The sequence below is a fragment of the Bacillus sp. D48C genome (assembly GCF_053345735.1).
Window position 1 is genome coordinate 155,594 of record NZ_JBKFAQ010000007.1, and the last position, 18,201, is coordinate 173,794.

The 18,201-nt window shown below is 35.1% G+C and carries 17 protein-coding genes; 15 read left to right on the forward strand and 2 right to left on the reverse strand.

The annotated features are described in order from the left end of the window. Positions 1–40: 40 nt before the first annotated feature. The 7 genes from ACLBXA_RS18270 (at position 41) to ACLBXA_RS18300 (ending at position 7,496) form a co-directional block, all read left to right on the forward strand. Positions 41–2,173 (forward strand): peptidoglycan D,D-transpeptidase FtsI family protein, encoded by a 2,133-nt coding sequence (locus tag ACLBXA_RS18270; RefSeq protein ID WP_000662990.1) that lies wholly within the window; start codon positions 41–43, stop codon positions 2,171–2,173. Positions 2,174–2,390: 217 nt separating this feature from the next. Further along, positions 2,391–3,317, forward strand: coding sequence for a class A beta-lactamase Bla1 (gene bla / locus ACLBXA_RS18275; RefSeq protein ID WP_041487946.1), 927 nt, complete (start codon positions 2,391–2,393; stop codon positions 3,315–3,317). Between the two features lie 263 nt (positions 3,318–3,580). Further along, positions 3,581–4,423, forward strand: a complete 843-nt coding sequence (locus ACLBXA_RS18280; protein WP_000727189.1) for a metallophosphoesterase — start codon at positions 3,581–3,583, stop codon at positions 4,421–4,423. A gap of 214 nt (positions 4,424–4,637) precedes the next feature. After that, positions 4,638–4,889: a hypothetical protein gene (locus ACLBXA_RS18285; protein ID WP_000548621.1), complete on the forward strand. Its 252-nt coding sequence runs from the start codon at positions 4,638–4,640 to the stop codon at positions 4,887–4,889. A 187-nt stretch (positions 4,890–5,076) separates the two neighbouring features. After that, positions 5,077–5,802 carry an ABC transporter ATP-binding protein gene (locus ACLBXA_RS18290; protein WP_001187074.1) on the forward strand — a complete coding sequence of 242 codons (726 nt, stop codon included), beginning with the start codon at positions 5,077–5,079 and terminating at the stop codon, positions 5,800–5,802. Next, complete coding sequence (locus ACLBXA_RS18295) at positions 5,799–6,818, forward strand: ABC transporter permease (RefSeq protein WP_001266715.1); 1,020 nt, start codon at positions 5,799–5,801, stop codon at positions 6,816–6,818. Before ACLBXA_RS18290 ends, ACLBXA_RS18295 begins: the two co-directional genes overlap by 4 nt. Positions 6,819–6,842: 24 nt before the next feature. After that, a complete protein-coding gene (locus tag ACLBXA_RS18300) occupies positions 6,843–7,496 on the forward strand; it encodes a TetR/AcrR family transcriptional regulator (protein WP_001168192.1) in 654 nt (217 codons plus the stop codon). Positions 7,497–7,617: 121 nt separating this feature from the next. Here the strand turns inward: ACLBXA_RS18300 and ACLBXA_RS18305 are convergent, their stop codons facing one another. Beyond that, positions 7,618–7,917, reverse strand: a complete 300-nt coding sequence (locus ACLBXA_RS18305; RefSeq protein ID WP_000728159.1) for a WGxxGxxG family protein — start codon at positions 7,915–7,917, stop codon at positions 7,618–7,620. Positions 7,918–8,150: 233 nt separating this feature from the next. Between ACLBXA_RS18305 and ACLBXA_RS18310 the strand changes: the two genes are divergently transcribed. The 8 genes from ACLBXA_RS18310 to ACLBXA_RS18345 all read left to right on the forward strand — a co-directional run bounded on the left by ACLBXA_RS18310 (position 8,151) and on the right by ACLBXA_RS18345 (position 17,336). Further along, positions 8,151–9,119, forward strand: a complete 969-nt coding sequence (locus ACLBXA_RS18310; protein ID WP_001248638.1) for a YbgA family protein — start codon at positions 8,151–8,153, stop codon at positions 9,117–9,119. A 216-nt stretch (positions 9,120–9,335) separates the two neighbouring features. Next, entirely contained in the window at positions 9,336–10,481 is a 1,146-nt protein-coding gene (locus ACLBXA_RS18315) for an acyl-CoA dehydrogenase (protein WP_000397282.1), read from the forward strand. Positions 10,482–10,496: 15 nt separating this feature from the next. Then, positions 10,497–11,834: an acetyl-CoA carboxylase biotin carboxylase subunit gene (locus ACLBXA_RS18320; RefSeq protein WP_000486743.1), complete on the forward strand. Its 1,338-nt coding sequence runs from the start codon at positions 10,497–10,499 to the stop codon at positions 11,832–11,834. Positions 11,835–11,860: 26 nt separating this feature from the next. Then, positions 11,861–12,076 carry an acetyl-CoA carboxylase biotin carboxyl carrier protein subunit gene (locus tag ACLBXA_RS18325; protein ID WP_001987345.1) on the forward strand — a complete coding sequence of 72 codons (216 nt, stop codon included), beginning with the start codon at positions 11,861–11,863 and terminating at the stop codon, positions 12,074–12,076. Between the two features lie 21 nt (positions 12,077–12,097). Continuing rightward, positions 12,098–13,009 (forward strand): hydroxymethylglutaryl-CoA lyase, encoded by a 912-nt coding sequence (gene mvaB, locus ACLBXA_RS18330; RefSeq protein ID WP_000775428.1) that lies wholly within the window; start codon positions 12,098–12,100, stop codon positions 13,007–13,009. A gap of 4 nt (positions 13,010–13,013) precedes the next feature. Next, positions 13,014–13,802, forward strand: coding sequence for an enoyl-CoA hydratase (locus tag ACLBXA_RS18335; RefSeq protein WP_000939799.1), 789 nt, complete (start codon positions 13,014–13,016; stop codon positions 13,800–13,802). Between the two features lie 2 nt (positions 13,803–13,804). Then, on the forward strand, positions 13,805–15,346 hold the full coding sequence (locus tag ACLBXA_RS18340) for an acyl-CoA carboxylase subunit beta (RefSeq protein WP_063675383.1): 1,542 nt from the start codon (positions 13,805–13,807) through the stop codon (positions 15,344–15,346). Between the two features lie 49 nt (positions 15,347–15,395). After that, entirely contained in the window at positions 15,396–17,336 is a 1,941-nt protein-coding gene (locus ACLBXA_RS18345; RefSeq protein WP_098832876.1) for an AMP-binding protein, read from the forward strand. 320 nt (positions 17,337–17,656) lie between these two features. On the opposite strand, the gene ACLBXA_RS18350 is transcribed toward ACLBXA_RS18345, so the two are convergent. After that, positions 17,657–18,067, reverse strand: coding sequence for a hypothetical protein (locus tag ACLBXA_RS18350; protein ID WP_447617368.1), 411 nt, complete (start codon positions 18,065–18,067; stop codon positions 17,657–17,659). Positions 18,068–18,201 lie beyond the last annotated feature (134 nt).

Consider the following 18,201-nt stretch of genomic DNA (forward strand, 5'->3'; position numbering starts at 1 on the left):
GTATTTGTAGCAATTTCTGAAAAGATTAAATGGAGGATTTATGAAAGAACAAAAAGGCAAGAAGCAGAAGACATATATATCTATTCGATTAAATATAATGTTCCTTTGCATATTTGTACTATTCTCAGCTATTATTATGCAGCTAGGAAAGGTACAAATCGTTGAGGGAGAGGCTTATAAGAACCAAGTGGAAAGTAGTCAAAATGCAATAACTAGTATTCCAGTTCCACGTGGACAAATTTTAGATCGAGAAGGGAAAACAGTTGTTAATAATAAATCTCTTCGCACAATTACGTATACAAGGGTGAAGGGAATTACGAGTGAAGATATTTTAAAAACAGCAAAAGACTTGGCGAAAGTACTTGAAATGCCTGAACAAGATATAAATAAATTAACAGATATCGATAAAAAAGATTTTTGGATGCAGTTGAATTCGAAACGTGCGGAGACAAAGATTACTAAGAAAGATATAGAAAAGTTTAAAGAAAAGGGTATAGAGGGAAAAGAGTTAGATAAAAAAATAGAAGACTTAAGACGAGGTCGTGTTACAGAGGTAGAATTAGCAGAATTAACAGCACAAGATTTAAAGGTGTTAGCTATTAAAAGTAAAATGAGTTCAGGTTATCAACTAACACCACAAATCATTAAAAAAGATGTAACAGATGAAGAGTATGCGCGGATAAGCGAAAATCTTGCGAATTTTCCAGGAGTAGATGCAACTGTTGATTGGGAACGTAATTATGTAAACGGTAATTTATTTCGTTCTGTATTAGGAAATATTACGAGTAGTGAAGAAGGATTACCGAAAGAAAATTTAGATTCTTATTTAGTACGTGGATATAACCGTAATGATCGTGTTGGAAAAAGTTATATTGAACAACGATATGAAGATGTATTACACGGCACAAAAGAAGAAGTGAAAAATATTACTGATAAATCAGGAAACATTGTTAGCACAGAAATAATCTCTAAAGGAAAAAGTGGTAATAGTTTAACATTAACGATTGATATGGAATTACAAAAGAAAGTGGAAGAAAGTATAGAGAAAAACTTGAGAGCTTTTAAGAGTTCAGAGCCACTGCTCGATCGAGCTTTTGTTGTCATGACTAATCCAAATAACGGACAAATTTTATCAATGGCAGGCAAAAAGATTGTAGAAAAAGAAGGGAAAATAGAAGTTGAGGATTTGGCATTAGGAAACATGACAACTTCGTATGAGCTAGGGTCAGCTGTAAAAGGTGCCACTTTATTAACTGGATATGAGACAGGCGCAATACATCCAGGAGATCAATTTTATGACGCGCCGATGAAATTTAAAGGTACACAAGCTAAGAAATCGTGGAATGTATCCGGATTTGGTAATATTAATGATTTACGGGCTTTACAAGTATCTTCGAATGTATACATGTTCCAGACAGCTTTAAAAATTGCGGGAGTTAATTACGTACCAAATGGCTCATTGGATATTAAACAAGGAGCATTTGATACGATGCGCTATTATTTCAAGCAATTTGGTTTAGGTGTCCCAACAGGTATTGATTTACCGAATGAAATAATTGGACAAACGAGAAAAGTAGATAGTCAACCTGGGTTTTTACTAGATTTTTCTATCGGTCAGTATGATACGTATACGCCGTTGCAATTAGCGCAATATATTTCAACGATTGCGAATGGTGGTTATAGAATGCAACCTCAAATTGTACAAGAAATACGAGAACAATCAATAAAAGAAGAGGTTGGCAAAGTTATACGTTCCATAGAGCCTGTCGTATTAAATCGAATTGATATGAAGAAAGAACATATTGATCGGATAAAAGAAGGGTTTAGATGGGTATTCCAAGAAGGTGATGGAACTGGCGTGAAATATTTCAAAAACGCGCCATATAAACCAGCAGGAAAGACAGGAACAGCCCAAACTGTATATGGTGGAGATGACCCGATTGGTAGAAATGCAAAAGGAGAACGTATGGAATGTTACAACTTAACGTTAGTTGGATATGCTCCATATGATAATCCAGAAGTAGCATTTTCCGTAGTAGTTCCATGGCTTCATGATGATAAAAATGGAATTAATTCTATAATCGGAAAGGAAGTATTAGATGTATACTTTGATTTAAAACAGCAACGCATACATGGTGAAGCTACTAGTACAGGTAGTTCTAAGCAAAATTAGAGTACTTTTCTCAGGGAAAGACCCTGTTCATATAAAGCCATTTATAAGTAAAAAAATGAAATATGAAATAAGAGATAGAGGCGTCGTAGCTACTATCTCTTATTTTGTTAATAACTCTCATACTAGCTATAATTTTTTTAGTTTATGGAACAAATTTGGTTCGGTGATTGTCTATTATGTGTACGTATAAAAAGGTGCTAAAAATTTGGAAGGAATGATGATTTTGAAAAATAAGAGGATGCTAAAAATAGGAATATGCGTTGGTATATTAGGTTTAAGTATTACAAGCCTAGAAGCTTTTACAGGAGGGGCACTGCAAGTTGAAGCGAAAGAAAAGACTGGACAAGTGAAACATAAAAATCAGGCGACGCATAAAGAGTTCTCTCAACTTGAGAAAAAATTTGATGCTCGATTAGGTGTATATGCGATTGATACTGGTACAAATCAAACAATCTCTTATCGACCTAACGAAAGATTTGCCTTCGCATCAACCTACAAGGCTTTAGCTGCAGGAGTATTACTACAGCAAAACTCAATTGATACATTAAATGAAGTAATCACATTTACGAAAGAAGACTTAGTGGATTATTCACCTGTTACAGAGAAACATGTAGATACTGGAATGAAACTAGGAGAAATTGCTGAGGCTGCTGTTCGTTCAAGTGATAATACTGCAGGGAACATTTTATTTAATAAAATAGGCGGACCGAAAGGATATGAAAAAGCGCTTAGGCATATGGGGGATCGGATTACTATGTCTGATCGCTTTGAAACAGAATTAAACGAAGCTATTCCAGGAGACATTCGTGACACTAGTACAGCGAAAGCTATTGCTACGAATCTTAAAGCTTTTACGGTCGGAAATGCACTTCCAGCTGAAAAACGTAAAATTCTTACAGAGTGGATGAAAGGAAATGCTACAGGGGACAAACTTATTCGTGCAGGCGTACCAACTGACTGGGTAGTTGGAGATAAATCAGGTGCTGGTAGTTACGGGACAAGAAATGATATTGCTATCGTTTGGCCTCCGAATAGAGCACCAATTATCATCGCAATTTTATCTAGTAAAGATGAGAAAGAGGCTACCTATGATAATCAACTCATTGCAGAGGCAACTGAAGTTATAGTTAAGGCTCTTAGGTAATAGTATTTTAGTTTTCGCATTTTTAACATAAAAGTATTAAAAGTATAAAGTTAGAAAACGACTCTTTTCGTGTGATAAGAGTCGTTTTTGTGTTCGTATTATTAAAAAGGTAAAAGTAAAAATATAACGAATATATATTATGACGTATCTCATATGAAATTTTATGTACTGTATTATTTTATTAATTTAAATAAATTTCAAGAAAGTATAATATAATTCAGTTAGCATATAGAAGTGTTTGATGAGAATATAAAGGAGAAAATATGAAAAAAAAGATTAATAGAATCGTAATGATTATTTGTATATTAGTAGGTTTTACAATCTTTTTATATTTACAGAACAATTTAATAAGTATAACTGAGGTTAAAATAACCTCTAGTAAAATACCATCCTCTTTTAAAGGGTATAAAATTCTACAAATTTCAGACTTACACAATAAAAAATTTGGCGATAATCAAGATGTGTTAATTCAAAAAATAAAAAGTATAGACCCAGATATTATTGCGATTACGGGTGATTTAATTGACAGTAAATCATACGATGCAGAAGTTAGTATGCAATTAATACGAGAAATTGTAAAGAAGTATCCTGTATATTTTGTGACAGGAAACCATGAACAATGGTCTGGAAAGTATAACAATTTAGAAAAAGAGTTGAAGAAATATGATGTCAATGTTTTAAGGAATGAACATGTAGGCATTCGAAAGGGTGAGCAAGAAATAAACTTGCTAGGTATTGATGATCCAGAGTTTGTTACTGGAAACCGTGATGAAGGAAATATTATAATAGATGAAATTAAAAAAGCGAAAATTGAAATGCAGCCAGATAAATATAATGTATTATTATCCCATCGGCCTGAATTTATAAAGGAATATACGAATGAGAGGTTGGATTTGGTTTTATCGGGACATGCTCATGGAGGGCAAGTTAGATTGCCATTTATCGGTGGATTAGTTGCGCCAAATCAAGGTGTTTTACCTAAATATACAGCAGGTTTATATGTAGAACAAAATACATCAATGGTAGTGAGTAGAGGATTAGGAAATAGTATCATTCCGCAAAGAATTTTGAATAGGCCAGAGATTGTAGTCGTGCAGCTAAATTAAGCTGTACGATTTTTTTATACAATAATGAGTAAAGGGGCTTTATGTATTTTGCGGGAGTTAACATTACAATTTTGTTAAAAATTTTCTACGTTACATAAAGTAACAAAATTTGACCCTGAGTGTTTGTTATAGTGTAAATAATCAAAAAACTTAAAATTTGTCGAGTGAAAATTGTGATAAGTAATTCATGTAAAAAACTTAAAGGGGTGTACACATGCATAAAGAATATGAAATTGAAGAATACACGGCGATTGAGGAACAAATACATTATTATTGTAAATGTTTATTAGTAAGTCATCCTGATCAAATAATAAAATATTTAGAAAAAAGGTTAGAAAAATATGCAGAAACATTACAATATGCCCATTTATATCCTGACACAGTTATTTTACCGTTACAGCAATTAGTTATTGAATATTCTTTAGACGTTGCTAGAATTCGGAAGTATATGAATTTAAAAACGTAAAGTGAAATTTATAGTTTAAATGAAACAGAGTCGACTTTAGGAAATGAAATTCTAATGTCGACTCTGTTTCATTGTTTAATATCGTTGATTGAACATACATACTAATCAATGAAGTTTGACATATAATTAAGCAAGGGTAAAATAAAAGTGAGTACTCACTCATTTTATTGGAAAAGGAGGATGAAACGTGCAACAACCTTCAATTATTTTACGGACTGTATCAAAAAGTTTTGGGAAAAAAGAAGTGTTACACAATCTTTCATTGCAAGTTGAAAAAGCAGAGATTTTTGGTTTTGTTGGACCTTCTGGATCGGGGAAAACAACGCTCATTAAAATGATTGCAGGTATTAATGAGGCAACGAAAGGTGAAGTGCTTGTTAATAATACTAATATGCCTAATTTAAATGAAATGAAACGAATTGGTTATATGGCCCAGGCGGATGCATTATATGAAGAATTGTCAGCATATGAAAATGCAGATTTTATAGCAACGATGTATGGATTAAAGGGAAAAAGTAAAAAGACAAGAATTGCAGAGGTTTTTGAACTTGTACAATTGTCACAGTATATGAAAAAGCAAGTACAACAATTTTCAGGTGGAATGAAAAAACGCTTATCATTAGCAATAGCACTCCTCCATGAACCAGAAATATTAATTTTAGATGAGCCTACAGTGGGGATAGATCCGCTTCTTAGGAAAACGATTTGGGAAAAATTTTATGATCTTAAAAAGAAAGGCACAACGATTATTGTAACGACGCACATTATGGATGAAGCTGAATTTTGTGAGCGTCTAGGATTAATTAGAGAAGGGAAACTAGTTGCGGTTGGAACAACTGAAGAATTGAAAAAACGCGTGTCATCTGGACGGATTGAAGATGTCTTTTTGCTGGAAGAGGTGGTGCCATCATGAGAGTTACTGGTGTAATTATACGTATTATTCGTCAATTTTTTCGAGATAAGCGTTCGTTAGCAATGATGTTTGGAGCACCGATGCTATTACTTTGGCTTTTGTCACTAGTGTTTACACAGAAAGACTATATACCGCAAATTGCTGTTGTTGATATGCCTGCTCAAATAGTAAAAATGATGAAAAATCAAGAAGCGTCAATTTATGAATACAGTAAGGAAAAGGCGATTTCTGAGTTGGAAAAACAAAAGGTAGATGCAGTATTTCGTATAGAGAATGGAAAAATGAAACTTCTGTTGGAAGGTAGTGATTCGTCAAAAAATCGTGCTGTACTTCAAGTATTGCAAAAAAGCACAGAGAAGAATGATGTATCGATTATGAAACCTGAAGTAAATTATTTACATGGCTCTAAAGACTTTACGATGTTTGATGGGCTTGGTCCTGTATTAATTGGTTTCTTTACATTTTTCTTTGTATTTATATTATCAGGTGTATCTTTCGTAAGAGAACGTTTAAGTGGTACGCTAGAAAGGTTATTATCCACCCCAGTAAGAAGATGGGAAATAGTCGCAGGTTATATTATTGGTTTTGGAATCTTTGCCTTTATACAATCCATTATTATCGTAAGCTTTTCCGTTTATATTTTAGATTTATACGTAGCTGGCTCCATATGGCTAACGCTACTTATTACATGTATGCTCTCTTTAACTGCACTAACATTAGGTACGTTTTTATCGGCATACGCAAATAATGAATTTCAAATGATTCAATTTATACCGCTTGTTATTGTGCCACAAATCTTCTTTTCTGGATTGTTTCCATTGGAATCTATGAACAAGTGGCTACAAATGTTAGGGAAAGTATTTCCACTCACATACGGCGCTGACGCAATGAGACAAGTGATGATTCGGAATCAAGGGTTTACAGAGATTGCATTAGATCTTACTGTATTATTACTTTTTTCAATATTATTTGCAGTAGGAAACGTATTTGCTTTAAAGAAACATCGCAAAATATAATAATGACAAAAAGGAGCTTTATAAATGCAGAAGGATTGGCTGGAGGAATTAATAGCTGCAACTAATACGGATAAACGAAATGAACGTCAAATGCGAATATTAGAGGCGGCTGTTGATATGTTTGGAGAAAAAGGATACGCTTCAACTTCAACAAGTGAAATTGCAAAACGGGCTGGTGTAGCGGAAGGAACAATCTTCCGCTACTATAAGACGAAAAAAGATTTATTACTAGCGGTCGTAATGCCAACTTTAACTAAGTTCGCTGCACCATTTTTCGTACAAACCTTTGCAAAAGAAATATTTAAATCGGAGTATGAATCATACGAAGGACTTTTAAGGGTTGTAATTCATAATAGGTTTAAATTTGCTCAAAAACACTTTCCTATGATAAAAATATTAATTCAAGAGGTGCCATTCCAACCAGAACTGAAAAATGAAATACAGCAATTAGTAGAAACAGAACTGTTTTCACATTTCAAAAAGTTGATTGTGAAATTTCAAGAAGAAGGGGAAATTATTGAGATACCACCATCTTCCGTACTACGTCTTACTTTATCAGCTGTATTAGGTTTATTATTAACACGATTTTTATTATTGCCTGAAGAAAAATGGAATGATGAAGCGGAAATTGAAAATACGATTCAATTTATATTGTATGGATTAACTCCACGAATTTAATCGTTGAAGTGTGAATTACATACATTACTTTTAAGTAAAAATAAATCGCCTTTAAAAAGGCGATTTATTTTCATTATATATTTTTGATAAATAAGTGCTTGTTTACTAAAAACATTCTAAATCAGCGTGTTTCTTTGTCTCTTCTTCTAAGACCTAATAATCCTGCTAGTCCTAATAAACCAAGCCAAGCCCAATTATTATTTTTATCACGATTATCATTTAAATCATTTGTTGTATTTACATTTCGAGTTCTTACATCATTATTAACTCTGTCTAAGTTATTGTCATTTACTCGAGTTGAAATATCAGTGTTATTAACTCTATTCATATTATTTCCATCGTATTCAGCTTGCGTAGATGTACCTAAAAACATAATAGATAGTGTTAAAACACTTAAAATAGATGATAATTTCTTTTTCATAACAATCCCTCCTTTCTTAATCATTAATTTCTCCGAAGCATGTGTGTATTATTCATTTCACAATATCTAAACCCTCATTAATAGGGCGCACATTTATAGAAAATAGAGTTGAATGATTGTTAATGTATCATTGGATTTATATTTCTCATAAAAATAACTGAATCAAACTTTGCTTAAAATGTTAATCTTAGTACAATTTATATTATACGGACTAGTAATAAGGAGGTAATAAGATGCGACAATTTGCAAAACCTACAATCGTCGTAAGTAAATGTTTAGAATTTGATGCTTGTCGTTATAATGGAGAGATGATTCCAGATGTAACAATACGAAATTTGCAGCCATTTGTTACATTTATACCTGTTTGTCCAGAAGTCGAGATTGGATTGGGGACTCCTCGTGAAACGATACGAATTGTAGAAGAAAATGGTGAGAATAGACTTGTGCAACCGTCGACACGAGAAGATGTAACTGAAAAAATGGAGCAGTTTTCAAATGACTTTTTACAAACGATACCGGATGTGGATGGTTTTATTTTAAAGAATCGTTCACCAAGTTGTGGTACGCGTGATGTGAAAATTTATTCTGGTTTTGAAAAAGCGCCAGCAAAGGGAAAAGGAGCTGGCTTATTTGGCGGAGCAGTAGTAAAAAAATTTTCGCATCTTCCTATTGAAGAGGAAGGTAGATTGTCGAATTTTATTATTAGAGAGCATTTCTTTACAAGGCTATTTACAATCGCATATTACAAAATGATTAAACACAATAAAAATATGAAAGAACTTGTATCGTTTCAGTCGGATAATAAATATTTATTTATGGCATATAATCAGGTGAAACAAAAGGAATTAGGTCGTATAATTGCAAATCAAAAAAATGAAAAGATTGAAGTGGTATTTGAAAACTATGAGAAGACTTTATATGAATTATTTATGCGTGCGCCCCGTTATACATCGAATGTAAATGTATGCGAGCACATTTTTGGATATTTTAAAACAAAGTTAAAAAAACAAGAAAAAGATCATTTTATAGAACTGTTACAAAAGTATGCAGAAAAGAAAATACCACTTAGTAGTTTACTTACAATTTTAAAATCATGGGCTATTCGATTTGATGAAAAGTATTTATTAAGACAAACATATTTCGAACCATATCCTGAAGCATTAGTAGAAATTTCTGATTCCGGAAAAGGTAGAGATTATTAAACAATAAATTACATAATTCGACACAAAACCTCCTATGTTGTTGTAGAACAATGTAGGAATTTTTTTGTGCATTAGTACAGAATCTGTTTTAAAATTAAGTTATGACAGAATTATAGCAATTGTCTAACTAATATTCTTGTCTTTTAAGTTGTTATGTTTGTAGTAGAAACTCGCACGCTGTCGAAACTCAATATTCGATAAGGGGTGTGTAGCGGAATGGAATTTACTCTAACTCGCGAAAAACAAATGATTAAAGAAATGGTACGTGACTTTGCTGAAAAGGAAATCGCACCGAAAGCTGTATATTATGACAAAACTGCAGAGTTTCCATATGAAACATTTCAAAAAATGGGCGAACTAGGATTACTAGGCATCCCATTCCCAGAAGAGTATGGAGGTTCAGGTGGCGATACGGTATCGTATGCGTTAGCAGTTGAAGAAATTGGTCGCGCTTGTGGTGGCACTGGTTTAAGCTATGCTGCAACAATTTCATTAGGTGCTTCTCCAATTTATTATTTCGGTACAGAAGAACAAAAACAAAAGTATTTAGTTCCAATGGCGTCAGGTAAAACATTAGGTGCCTTCGGATTAACGGAGCCGAATGCTGGATCTGATGCAGGTGGTACTCAAACGAAAGCGGTATTAGATGGCGATGAGTATGTAATCAGTGGTGAGAAGTGTTGGATTACAAACGCAGAGTATGCAAATACAATTATTGTAACCGCTGTCAATGGCGTTGAAGAGAATGGTAGAAAACGTATTTCTGCATTTATCGTGCCTACTACTAGTGAAGGATTAACGATTTCAAGTCCATACGATAAGATGGGTGTTCGTGCTTCTAATACTTGTGAAATCGTACTTGATGGTGTGCGTGTACCGAAAGAAAATATTCTTGGTGATGTAAATAAAGGTTTTAAACAATTTTTATATACACTTGATGGAGGGCGTATTTCAATCGCAGCATTGGCAGTTGGTATTGCGCAATCAGCCTTTGAACGTGCATTGCAATATGCGAAAGAACGTCAACAATTTGGAAAGTCAATCTCTAATTTCCAAGCGATTCAATTTAAATTAGCTGATATGGCGACTGAAGTAGAGCTAGCACGCAATTTAGTACATAAAGCAGCTTGGTTAAAAGATAACGATAAACCTTTCGGCAAAGAAGCGGCAATGGCAAAACTATTTGCATCGGAAGCAGCAAGCCGTATTGCGAATCAAGCAGTACAGATTCATGGTGGATATGGTTATATGCGTGAATATGAAGTTGAACGACATATTCGTGATGCGAAACTATTAGAAATTGGTGAAGGAACTTCTGAAATTCAACGTCTCGTAATTGCTAGACATTTAGGATGTAGATAAAAGGGAGGAATCACTATGTTTCAAAAAATATTAATTGCGAATCGCGGGGAAATTGCTGTTCGTATTATGAAAACTTGTCAAAAACTTGGCATACGCACTGTTGCTATTTATTCTGAAGCAGATGAAAATGCCCTTCATGTGAAGATGGCAAATGAAGCTTACTTAGTAGGTGGACCGCGTGTTCAAGAAAGTTATTTAAACCTTGAAAAAATTATTGAAATAGCTAAGAAGACAAATGCAGAAGCGATTCATCCAGGTTATGGTTTATTATCAGAGAATCCGTCTTTTCCGGTTCGTTGCAAAGAAGAAGGAATCGTATTTATCGGTCCTTCAGAAGAAATCATTACGAAGATGGGAAGTAAAATCGAATCACGTATCGCAATGCAAGCAGCAGATGTCCCAGTAGTCCCAGGTATTACTACAAATATTGAAACTGCTGAAGAAGCAATTGAAATTGCAAAACAAATTGGTTATCCATTAATGCTTAAGGCATCCGCAGGCGGCGGAGGCATTGGTATGCAGTTGATGGAAACTGAGCAAACGCTCACCAAAGCGTTTGAAAGTAATAAAACAAGAGCGCAAAACTTTTTTGGTAACGGAGAAATGTATTTAGAGCGATATATAGCAGACGCGCATCATATTGAAATTCAGCTTTTAGCAGATACACATGGTAACACAGTGTATTTATGGGAGCGTGAATGTTCGGTGCAGCGCCGAAATCAAAAAGTAATCGAAGAAGCACCTTCACCATTTTTAGATGAAGGTACACGAAAGGCAATGGGAGAAGTTGCTGTACAAGCTGCCAAAGCACTTGGCTATACAAATGCAGGTACAGTTGAGTTTCTTGTAGATGATCAGAAGAACTTCTATTTCTTAGAGATGAATACGAGATTACAAGTAGAGCATCCAGTGACAGAAGAAATTACGGGATTAGACCTTGTAGAACAGCAACTTCTTATCGCAAGTGGAGAGAAACTATCATTTACTCAGGATGATGTAAAACGTAGTGGTCATGCCATTGAAGCTCGTATTTATGCAGAAGATCCGAAAACATTCTTCCCATCACCTGGGAAAATTACAAATTTAACATTACCGTCAAATGTACGGATCGATCACTTCTTAGAAAATCATGTAACGATTACACCTTTCTATGATCCAATGATTGCGAAAGTCATTGCACATGGCGAGACTCGTGAAGAAGCAATTTCGAAATTACATGATGCTCTAGAAGAATTAAAAGTAGAAGGTATTAAAACGAACACGCCAATGCTACTGCAAGTTTTGGAAGACGAAGTGTTCAAAGAGGGTATTTATACAACGGGTTTTGTAACGAAACAACTCGTTAAAAAATAAGATTTAACAATATTAAGGGGGAAAAAATGATGACGAAAGTATACGCATCGATGGCAGGAAACGTTTGGAAGATTGTTGTAGGAGTAGGAGATACAGTAGAGGAAGAGCAGGATGTCGTCATTTTGGAATCTATGAAAATGGAAATTCCAATCATTTCAGAAGAAGCCGGCACAGTTATGAAAATTAATGTGCAAGAAGGCGATTTTGTAAATGAAGGAGATGTATTATTAGAAATTGAATAGGGAGATATAGGGGGAAGCGAATTGAAACTACCTAATTTTGCTGTCATTAAAGAAGTCGGGCCACGTGATGGCTTACAAAATGAAAAAAAGATTGTTGGCACAAAAGATAAAGTAAAATGGATTCAACTACTTACAGAAGCAGGATTGTCGTATGTTGAAGTTTCCTCATTCGTTCACCCAAAATGGGTCCCTGCATTAGCAGATGCAAATGATGTATTTTCTGAGCTGAAAAGGGATCCAAATGTTACATATGCTGCGCTTGTTCCGAATCAAAATGGTTTGGAACGAGCTTTTTTGCAAAATGTAGATGAGGTGAATGTTTTTTTATCAGCAAGTGAATCTCATAATAAAAGTAATATTAATAAATCGATTAAAGAAGCATTAGTTGTAATTGAAGATATAACAAAACAGGCATTATTCGAAGGGAAAAAGGTAAGAGGCTATGTTTCTACTGTATTTGGATGTCCTTATGAAGGGGATATAAGTGCTACAGCAGTTGACGAATTATGTAATCAACTATTTTCATACGGCATTTATGAAGTTTCTCTTGGGGATACAATCGGTGTAGCGAATCCATTACAAGTAGAACAAGTATTAGAACACCTATTAAAGAAGTATGATGCTTCGCAGTTTGCAATGCATTTTCATAATACGTATGGAATGGCTCTAGCGAATGTAGTTAAATCATTAGAATACGGTATTACAACGTTTGATAGTTCTTGTGGTGGACTTGGGGGCTGCCCTTATGCACCAGGAGCATCAGGTAATGTTGCTACTGATGACCTAGTACATATGCTCCATAAATTAGGAGTCCAAACGAATATAGACGAAGAAAAGTTATTGAGAGCTAGTCAATTTATTCAAAGTAAGTTAAATATCCAATTACCGAGTCATGTGTATAGAGCGCTTCAACATAAAACGATAAGTAGGTGAGTAGATGCTACAATTACAAAACATTTCCGTTGATTACGTAACACCTCACGTAGTAAAGATTTCGTTAAATCGTGCGAGACAAGCAAACTCATTATCTTTGGCATTATTAGATGAATTACAAACTATATTAACTCAAATAAGTGAAGATTCAAGCGCACGTGTAGTTATTTTGACTGGTGCTGGTGAAAAAGCATTTTGTGCTGGTGCAGATTTAAAAGAGCGTGCCGATATGAATGAAGAACAAGTTCGTCATGCTGTTAGTATGATTCGCACTACTATGGAGATGGTTGAACAATTACCACAGCCAGTTATTGCTGCTATAAATGGAATCGCACTTGGTGGTGGTACGGAATTAAGTTTAGCTTGTGATTTTAGAATTGCTGCTGAATCTGCAAGTCTTGGTCTTACTGAAACGACACTTGCAATTATACCAGGAGCAGGTGGTACACAGCGCTTACCAAGATTAATTGGAGTTGGTAGAGCGAAAGAATTAATTTATACAGGTAGACGTATTTCAGCGCAAGAAGCAAAAGAATATGGTTTAGTAGAATTTGTTGTACCAGCTAATTTACTTGAAGAGAAAGCGATTGAAATAGCAGAGAAAATTGCTAGTAATGGACCTATTGCTGTTCGATTAGCAAAAGAGGCAATTTCAAATGGTATTCAAGTTGATTTACATACCGGATTACAAATGGAAAAACAAGCGTATGAAGGTGTAATCCATACGAAAGATCGAATAGAAGGATTACAGGCATTCAAAGAAAAACGTAAACCGATGTATAAGGGGGAGTAAATATGTTAGACCAAAAACAACAATCTAATTCATTTGAAGAACGTGTTGAAACGATTAAACAAGGCGGGGCACCGAAATATCATGAACAAAATAAAGCAAAAGGAAAATTATTTGTTCGAGATCGTTTAGCGCTTCTATTTGATAATGGCGAATATGTAGAAGATGCATTATTTGCTAACTGTGAACAAACAGGCTTACCTGCGGACGGCGTTGTAACTGCAACGGGTAAAATACATGGTCGTACTGCGTGTGTAATGGCTAATGATTCTACTGTAAAAGCTGGATCATGGGGATCACGCACAGTTGAAAAGATTTTACGTATTCAAGAAACAGCTGAAAAATTACGTGTTCCGTTATTTTATTTAGTCGACTCTGCTGGAGCGCGTATTACAGATCAAGTAGAAATGTTCCCAGGGCGCCGCGGTGCAGGAAGAATCTTCTATAATCAAGTGAAATTATCAGGTAAAGTTCCTCAAGTATGTTTATTATTTGGACCTTCTGCTGCTGGTGGTGCATATATTCCAGCCTTTTGTGACGTTGTAATGATGGTAGAAGGAAATGCATCTATGTATTTAGGATCTCCTCGTATGGCTGAGATGGTTATCGGTGAGAAGGTAACTTTAGAAGAGATGGGCGGAGCTCGTATGCATTGCTCTGTATCAGGATGCGGAGATGTTTTATGTAAGACAGAAGAAGATGCGATTACACAAGCAAGACAATACATTTCATATTTTCCAAACAACTACTTAGAAAAGACTCCATTGGTTACACCTCAAGAACCGAAACAATTCGATAAAACGTTAGAACAAATCATTCCAGAAAATCAAAATGCTCCTTTCAATATGAAAGATCTCATTAATAGAGTTATTGATGAAGGTTCATTCTATGAAGTAAAAAAATTATTTGCTCAAGAGCTAATTACAGGCTTAGCACGTATTGATGGTAAGCCAGTTGGTATTATTGCAAATCAGCCGCGTATGAAGGGGGGTGTATTATTTCACGATTCAGCTGATAAAGCTGCTAAGTTTATTAATTTATGCGATGCATATCATATTCCATTATTATTCCTTGCGGATGTACCAGGATTTATGATTGGTACAAAAGTAGAGCGTGCTGGTATTATTCGTCACGGTGCAAAAATGATTTCTGCAATGAGTGAAGCAACTGTACCGAAGATTTCTATCGTTGTTCGTAAAGCATATGGCGCTGGTTTATATGCGATGGCAGGTCCAGCATTTGAACCAGATTGCTGCCTGGCATTACCGACAGCCTCTATTGCGGTAATGGGTCCAGAAGCTGCGGTTAATGCTGTATATGCAAATAAAATTGCAGCTTTACCAGAAGAAGAGCGCGCTAGCTTCATTGCTGAAAAACGTGAAGAGTATAAGAAAGATATTGATATATACCACTTAGCATCAGAGATGGTGATTGATGGTATTGTTCATCCAAACAATTTACGTGAAGAGTTAAAAGGACGTTTCGAAATGTATATGAGTAAATATCAATTATTCACGGATCGTAAACATCCTGTATATCCAGTTTAAAAGCCCTAATTAGGGCTTTCTTGCTCAAAAAGTTAAGGAGGGGAAAACATTGAAACAAGCAGTTTGGTTTCCAACAGAAGAGTATAAGGAAAAAACACGTTTATATGGTTGGATGAAATCATTGGGATATGAAGACTATGAAACTTTTTATAATAAATCTATTGAGGAAACAGCTTGGTTTTGGGGAGAGGCAGAAAAAGCAGTAGGCTATCAATGGATGAAACCTTATACAGAAGTGTTAGATTTAGAAAATGGTACACCGTTTGCACAGTGGTATAATGGCGGAACATGTAACGTTGTAGAATCAGCTTTATCCCGCTGGCTTGCGGATGAAGAAACGAGAATACAGCCAGCACTTCAGTACGAAGGGGAAAATGGAACTTCAAAATCATTTACATATGAAGAGCTTGATAACTGGGTAAGCCGTGTTGCAAATGGTTTGAAACACGCGGGTATTGAGAAAGGTGACCGTGTAACAATTTATATGCCGATGATTCCAGAAACAGTTGTTGCGATGCTAGCTGTAATGAAAATCGGTGCAATTATTTCACCAATATTCTCAGGCTTTGCGTCTGATGCAGTCATGACACGTGTGCAAGCGGCAGGTTCAAAAATGATTATTACCGCAGATGGATTTTCACGCCGAGGAAAAATTGTTTCTTTAAAAGATGAAGTAGATAAAGCTTGTGAACATTGCCCAACTGTTGAAAAAGTGGTAATCGTTCGTCATGCAGGAAATGATTTTACACCACATAACTATGACTTTTCGTGGAGTACGCTAGAAAAAGAAAAACCATTCATACATGCCGAAGAAATGCAAAGTGATGATCCATTAATGCTCATTTATACATCAGGAACGACTGGTAAGCCGAAAGGAACAGTACACACGCATGCAGGATTTCCTTTGAAAGCAGCTTTTGATGCAGGATTTGGAATGAATATTAAACAAGGTGATCGTGTATTATGGGTAACTGATATGGGCTGGATGATGGGGCCGTTTCTATTATTCGGTTCACTCATTAATGGAGCAACGATGGTTATGTACGAAGGTGTTCCAGACTTCCCAGAAGCAGACCGGTTATGGGAGACAGTTGATAAATATGAAATTACTCATCTAGGTATTTCGCCAACGTTAATCCGAGCATTAATGGCAAAAGGTGATGAGTATGTCAATAAACATTCTTTAAAGAGTTTGGAAGTATTCGCATCAACAGGAGAACCTTGGAATCCTGATCCATGGATGTGGCTGTTTGAAACAGTTGGAAAAGGAAATGTTCCAATCTGTAACTACTCAGGTGGAACTGAAATCTCAGGTGGGATTTTCGGTAATGTTCTTATTAAGCCAATCGCACCGATTAGTTTTAACGCATCTTTACCAGGAATGGCAGCTGTCGTACTGGATGATCAAGGTAAACCAATTCGAGATGAAGTCGGAGAATTATGCTTAGAAAAACCTTGGGTAGGTATGACGAAAAGCTTCTGGGAAGATGATGAACGTTACGTGAACACATATTGGTCGCGTTTTGAAAATAAATGGGTCCACGGTGACTGGGTCATTTACGATGGTGAACAATATATCATCACAGGGCGTTCAGACGATACGTTAAATATTGCAGGTAAACGTATTGGACCTGCTGAATATGAATCTATTCTTGTGAAACATAACGATGTAATCGAAGCTGCTGCAATTGGTGTACCTGACGAAGTGAAAGGTGAAGTTTGTCATTGCTTTGCTGTATTACGAGAAGGGGTAATATTTACAGAAGATTTAAAGAAAGAATTAATGAGTTTAGTAAACTCACATATTGGAAAAGCGTTGTGTCCTAAAGACATCCACGTTGTAGAAGATTTACCGAAAACACGTAATTCTAAAGTAATGCGCCGTGTTATTAAAGCAGCTTATTTAGGAAAAGAATTAGGTGATTTGTCGTCACTTGTAAATCCTGAAGTAGTACCGTTTATTCAAGGGTTACAGTCTAGTAAATTATAAAATTAGAAAGGAGCTCTATATAAACAGAGCTCCTTTTTTATGTTAATAAAAAGAAAAGAAGTGAATTTGATGAAGAAGAAAAATTCTACTATTGGTGTTAAGTATGTTTTTTGTTTTAATCAAAATACGATATTATGGAATGTCTATTCAATGGAGAAATACTAATTTACAACAACAAGGTGATGACAAAGCGCGACTGCTTATATGCCGGTTTAAACCTTTACGTGTTAATATATAAAAAGCTGACTATACTCAGTCAGCTTTTTATATATTACATTCTAGTATTTATTTCACTATTTGCCGGGCAGTAATGCCCCCACCTAAAAATTCAGCGAAAGTAAGGAAGTAGGTGTGGGATTAACTTTCCGGAAAAGCCCGATTGGTTCCAAAAGCCATATTCTTTCCTTTACGTTGACATAAAAAAAATTACCAATTTTTTCTTTTACAATGGCAACAAATAAAGAAACATTTACAACGACACTTATTTCGTTTAGAACCCCAATCATCATCACGATGACACTTTTCTTTAGATTTCCACCAATCATCGTCACGATGACACTTTTCTTTAGATTTCCACCAATCATCGTCACGATGACACTTTTCTTTAGATTTCCACCAATCATCATTACAATGCTTTTTCTGAGAACTCCAATCATCATCACAATGATGCTTTTCTTTAGATTTCCACCAATCATCACAACAATGCTTTTTCTGAGAACTCCAGCAATCATTTTTCCAAGACATTCATTTCTACCTCCTTTCAATAGTGTTCATATTATTCTATGTTTTAATAAAAAAATGGCTTGTTTATTAACCTACTATTTTATCTTTATATGATAGAGTGTTTTCTACTCGATATAGAGTT